Raw genomic sequence first — 5,874 nt, forward strand, 5'->3', positions numbered from 1 at the left:
AGCTTCCCAATTGAATCGGTAATCGCCGACGAAAATCCAAGGTTTTTGAGCTTCTCGATCGGAAAACCTTGCACCATTTTCTGAAAAAAAGTCCCAAAATCCTTACTGGGTCTACATTTCAGTTTTGTTCAGCAAGCCCTGGTTAGGGAGACTTCTCCAATACAGCTGCGAATTTTTCGTTCTCGTCCGCTACGAGTCTGGCTGCTTTGGGCAAAAAAATAGGGCCAGTTCCGGGCCAAGGGTTTCGAGCCAGTGGTCGCGCAGGCTCAGCTCGATGCTCTCGAAGTCTTGGACTTTCTCTTTAGGGGTATTTTGGTACAGGATATCGGCGATCGTCTCGGCAGCTTGTTTGAGTTTTTGACGTTCTTCTGGGGTCATTGACGACTGGGGAATGCTTTCCTCTCTATTCTCGAACCTCTGTCAATGCGTATTTCTACTCATTGCATTAACTAGATGCTCCCCAGAGAGAGGCTTGTCTGACTGAGTAATACTCTATCCTTTGCCGATAAGCTAGGTTTCAAGAAGTCTTCACCACATCCCCCCTTAGCCCCTCTTGGGAAGGGGGGTTGGGGGGATAGATAGACGGGTCGGGTTGGGCAAAACCAGTATTTGAAATTCAGATTCTGTATAAAACCAGTGTTTTAGACTCGGATTCTGTGTAAAACCCAACGAGAAAATTCACCACAACAATATAAAAGACACAGAGAATTGAGTTTTTTAGCGAAATCCCCAGTCTCTTCAAATGCCGGGGATCTTTGCGATCTTTGTTACGATCTTCGTTTATCGCTACAGTATGGCGTTGGGTTCGAGAAGCGTGACCGTCCAGCGATATTCGGGATTCGATCGGTATTGTGAGGAGTTTTCCAAATATCGAATAAAGGTGAAAAAGTCGTTGTCGTAATGGGTGACGATACACCCCGAACTCGCCGTTCCCGATAGAGGAAAATTCAGGTCTGGGTGGAAGACAAACGCACCGCCATCTCGCCCCGGTAGCCACTGACGAACGGGTTCGCCAGGATCGATGTCGCCGTCGTTATTGCGATCGAATCCGATGGGGAGTTCCCCGACTTGCATCAACCCCGTAAACGGTCGCCCGCGACGCAGACGCATTCCCGGTTGTAACTGCCATTTTCCGATGTGTTGACCGGTCATTACCTGCGCCGGACCGCCAAAAGGTTCGTGGTCTGGATGGACACGCAATCGAGCGTTGGATTCTGTGGTGACGGGAACGGCGAGGCGAATTTGCGGGCGATCGCTCTCGTCGAAGGTCAGTAATACCAGTAAATCGTTATATCGCGGTGGTAAGGCGGCGTTTCCGTTGGGGGTTCCGTCGGGATTCGTCCCCTTCAGCAATACGATATTGAATTCGCCCGGTTCGCGATCGATGTGGTAATTCTGCGATTCCATATACGCAACGATCGCGGTTGCGAAATCCGATCGCGGACTGGAACGACGGTATAAATGTCGGTGACGCGTCGTGTCGGTGTTGGAAACCGTTTCGATCGCCGTTTCTCCGGTTTCAGTTTGAGCCGATGCAGGAGGCGCAGCGAGTTCGACCGCGAAGGTGGCGAGAAACGTTCCCACCAGCAAACGCCCGGTCAGTTGAAGGGTATGGGAGAAAGCGAACACGGTAGAGAATTGAGAATTGACAATTGAGAATCGATAACTGAGTGTTGGAGTTGAGGGGCGATCGCTTACGTTTACCGCCTTGTCGCCACCTCGTCCGGTTATCTTCTCAACACCTCACGATCTTTTCACTCGATTCTAGACAGCGGCCGTTGCTCGATGTTCGATGCGAGTTCCCAACACCTCGAGAAACTTCGCTAACCACTGCGGATGGGCGGGCCAAGCGGGGGCGGTGACGAGATTTCCATCGACGATCGCTTCGTTGACGGGAATTTCAGCGTAAGTTCCTCCTGCGAGTTCGACCTCGGGACGACAGGCGGGATAGGCCGAGCAAGCTTTACCGTGGAGAACGTCGGCCGCTGCGAGCAGTTGCGCCCCGTGACAGATCGCCGCGATCGGCTTTTTAGCGTTGGCGAAGTAGCGTACGATTTCGATAACGCGCTTGTTAAGTCGGATGTACTCGGGAGCGCGTCCGCCGGGAATCACTAGAGCGTTGTAGGTTTCTGGGCGAATTTCCTCGAAACTGGCGTTGAGGGTGAAGTAATGACCCGGTTTTTCGCTGTAGGTGCGATCGCCCTCGAAATCGTGGACGGCGGTGCGAACTTTATCCCCGACTTTGGTATCCGGTGCGACGGCGTCTACGGTGTAACCCACCATTTGCAGAGCTTGAAACGGAACCATGACTTCGTAGTCTTCGACGAAATCCCCGACGAGCATCAAAATTTTTAAACCGGCCATATGACTTTACCTGATGTCTACGATACGTTTTTTTAAACGTTGATTCGAGTCTTGAGTCTAGTATGGCACGGCGATCGCGGCGGGTTGACCGAGGGTTGCGATCGTAACCTAAGATACCTTTTCCCACGGGGATCTTCTACTATCATCGATCTCGATCTCGTTGAATAGTTAAGCAAGCATGAAACTAACTGCTCGTAACACCCTCAAAGGTAAAGTCACCAAACTCGTTCCCGGAACTGTGAACTCGGAAGTCACCCTAGAAATTGCTCCGGGTGTCGAAATTGTGGGAATTGTTTCAAAAGCCTCAGCAGAACGGTTGGAGTTAACAGACGGAAAAGAGGCTTACGCCATTATCAAATCAAGTAATGTTATGTTTGCAGTCGAATAATTTCTAAAATCCCCGATTTACAATCAGATCGGGGATTTGAAATTGGGGATAGTATTATATTCTATGGTTTGTGCTTATAATTCGCTCAAAAATGGGACTCTTCCGAACTTACCAAGCAAGAAATCGCTAACACTCTTACTCCATAAGAATTTTTTTAAACTGTATAATATGGAATCTGTTTCCGATAAGCTAGGTTTTAGAAGTCTTCACCACATCCCCCCTTAGCCCCCTATCCCCCCTTAGCCCCCCTTTCAAAGGGGGGTTGGGGGGATGGTTGGGGGGATAGAGAGACTTGTTGGGTTGGAAAAAATCAGTATTTTAAATTCGGATTCCGTATGAGATTTGGATTCTGTATCAGCTCGTATCCGATGAATTTACATTTTCGAGATGCACCCACTAATTTGACTTCTTCTGCCTTTTTTACGCTGAGTTTGACCCTCGGCATAAAGTCGTTTAATAAAGCTCAAACGGGAAGTTTGTAGACTGAATTTCCTGCAAATTGGGTTTCCCGCGAACACGCTTTTTTGTATCACCGATCTAGAGGATCGCACCTTTTCCGTGCCAGTTCCACACCTTAATCGTTTTATCCCAACTGCCCGACACGATAGTTGTACCGTCCGCACTGACGGCGACACCTTGCACGGCACCCATGTGACCCGAGAGCGTGTATCGAACGCGATAGTCGTGGAGGCTCCAGACCTTAATCGTCTTGTCGTTACTGGCGGTGACTAAGGCGCGATCGCGGGCGATGTAGGCGATCGCGTTGACATCCCACAAATGACCCGAAAGGGTCTCGAGTTCGGTTCCGGTTTCGAGATCCCAGAGTTTTACAGTGCGGTCTTTACTCCCGCTGGCCAGTTGTTTTCCGTCTGGAGAGATCGCCACGGCCAACACCGAATTTAAATGCCCCGAGAGGGTGTGAATCAGAGTGCGATCGCGCAAGTCCCACAGGTGAATTTTATTGTCGAGTCCCCCCGTGGCCAGCCAGCGACCGTCGGGTGAGACGGCGATGGTTTTAATACTGCCCGAACGGGCGGTGAGCGTCGTACTGGCTTGGGACTGCTTCGGTTCCCAAATTTGAACGGTGCGGTCTTTACTGCCACTGGCGAGAAACGATCCGTCAGCCGCAAACACCACCGACGTTACGCCGCGCAGATGTCCGCTGAGGGTGTTGATGAGCTGTCCGGTGTGAAGGTTCCATAACTTTATCGTGGCGTCGTCGCTACCGCTGGCCAAGACGGCTTCGTCGGGAGAAATCGCGACGGCGTTAACAGGACGCCGATGCTGTGACAGAGTGTGCTGGAGTTTTTTCGTGCGGAGGTTCCACACCAAAATGCTGTTATCCAAACATCCCCCCACGACCCACTGTTCCCCCGGACTCAATGCCACTGAGGTAATCAGCGACGTGGGAGCGGGTAGCGTGTAGGCACAGTGCCAACCTCGAGTTGTCGGAAGGGGTGGGGCGTGGGAAATCGGCGCGATTTCAGACTCTTCCCGTCGCGTCGGAGGCAGGTCTGAGGGCAACGGACGGGAGGGATGGGGCGGTAGAGGCTGGGGTGTCGTCGTTCGCGATCGCCCCGACGAAGGCCCTTCGACGGCCGTTTCGGGGAGACGGTTTGTGGTAGGAGAGCCGGTTGCGACTGCGTTCTTCACCCGCCGACGGCGAGCGGGTTTTTTCGAGTGGGGACTTTTGAAATCGCGAACGATCTCGTCGACTGACTGGTAGCGATCGACCAGTCGCTCTTGAATAGTTTTGTCGAGAATGCGTCCGAGGCGATCGCCCACCGAACGGTGTTGGGAGGCTAGTTTTTCCCGCCATCGCCAGCCCTTCAAGGGATCGAAGAGGGTATCGGGGCGAGCGTTGGTCAGCAGTTGAATGCAGGTCACGCCCAAACTGTAAATATCGCTGGCGGGATAGGCGATGCCGCTTCGCAGTTGTTCGAGAGGCGCATAGCCAACGGTTCCCACTTTCGTTCCCGGTTCGGACAGGGTGTCCCGCGTCAGTTGTTTGGACACGCCGAAATCGATAAGCATCAGCCGTCCGTCTTTTTGACGACGCAGGATATTGACGGGGGTAATATCGCGATGGACGACTTGGTGTCGGTGAACGAAGCGCAATACTGGGAGCAACTGCGCGAGAACTTCTTTGATTTGGGCTTCGCTAAAGGCACCGTTTTGTTCGAGTTCGTGCCAGAGGGTATGACCGTCGATATATTCTTGTACCAAGTACAGACGGGACTCTTCCTCGAAAAAGGCGAATAGGGTGGGAATGTTGGGATGTTCGCCGAGTAGAGACAGTTGCGTGGCTTCTTGATAGAACAGTTCGATGGTTTTTTCGTGGGTACTCGGGGTCGCGTCGCTCCCGGTTCCCTGGGGTAACAGTTGTTTGATGACGCAAAAGGTGTTGAGCCGATCTTCGTCTACTGCTAGGTACGTGCGACCGAACCCCCCCTGAGCTAACGGTTTGGTGGGGCGATAGCGTCCTCTGAGTTTGAGGCGAGAGCCACAACTGAGACAGTGAGTTGCGTCGTCGAGGTTCCGGGGGTGCGAACAGTCGGGGTTGAGACAAAAAATCATGGTGACGCACGCTAGCTGGGTCTATTGTTATTGTCTCCGATCGCGCAGCCCGTGTGTCAGTACGACTCGACAAACGGGTGACGTTAATACAGGAGAACTTTTGGCGGATCTAGACGTTTCCGAGCGAACCAATGCGATCGACACGTGAGTTTTTGAGCGATCGCGCACCCCTCCCGCCGATCTCCGGTTGACGCTTTCGGTTTTGGAGGATGCAACGCTCGACCCGCGATATCGGCACGTTACACCGTGGAGATCGATCGAGATCTTCACCCCATTGTAAAAACTTTCACCTGCGAACCCGCTCGAACTTTTAAGAAACTTGACAGATTGACGTGAGTTGGAAATTCGAGGAATCTAAAAAGGTCTGTATCGAGTTTGCCCGATGTCAACGACCGATCTCACTCCTACCAAGATCCGTCGCAGTGCTCCGCCCATAGCCGAGGGCTTGGGGGGTGGTGAAGCGACGGGAGGGAGTAGTTCGCTTAAGCCTAGGAAACAAATATTTATTTTCTAAGCTAAGATAGTTTCATGCTAAACATGACGTG

5 protein-coding genes are annotated in these 5,874 nt (G+C 52.2%); 1 reads left to right on the forward strand and 4 read right to left on the reverse strand.

Annotated features, from left to right (window positions below; genetic code table 11):
• Positions 1-189: 189 nt before the first annotated feature.
• From POG22_RS18850 to POG22_RS18860, 3 genes are all read right to left on the reverse strand, one after another.
• Entirely contained in the window at positions 190-378 is a 189-nt protein-coding gene (locus POG22_RS18850) for a hypothetical protein (protein ID WP_017659702.1), read from the reverse strand.
• 408 nt (positions 379-786) lie between these two features.
• Positions 787-1,629: a hypothetical protein gene (locus tag POG22_RS18855; protein ID WP_498906795.1), complete on the reverse strand. Its 843-nt coding sequence runs from the start codon at positions 1,627-1,629 to the stop codon at positions 787-789.
• A gap of 135 nt (positions 1,630-1,764) precedes the next feature.
• Positions 1,765-2,364 (reverse strand): DJ-1/PfpI family protein, encoded by a 600-nt coding sequence (locus POG22_RS18860; protein ID WP_498906796.1) that lies wholly within the window; start codon positions 2,362-2,364, stop codon positions 1,765-1,767.
• 178 nt (positions 2,365-2,542) lie between these two features.
• On the opposite strand from POG22_RS18860, the gene POG22_RS18865 reads away from it, so the two are divergent.
• Entirely contained in the window at positions 2,543-2,752 is a 210-nt protein-coding gene (locus POG22_RS18865) for a TOBE domain-containing protein (RefSeq protein WP_498906797.1), read from the forward strand.
• Between the two features lie 537 nt (positions 2,753-3,289).
• Here the strand turns inward: POG22_RS18865 and POG22_RS18870 are convergent.
• The gene (locus POG22_RS18870) at positions 3,290-5,329 is read right to left on the reverse strand and encodes a protein kinase domain-containing protein (protein WP_498906798.1); all 2,040 of its coding nucleotides are present in this window, start codon (positions 5,327-5,329) and stop codon (positions 3,290-3,292) included.
• Positions 5,330-5,874 lie beyond the last annotated feature (545 nt).

The organism is Geitlerinema sp. CS-897, from assembly GCF_028368005.1.
Classification (GTDB): domain Bacteria; phylum Cyanobacteriota; class Cyanobacteriia; order Cyanobacteriales; family Geitlerinemataceae; genus Baaleninema; species Baaleninema simplex.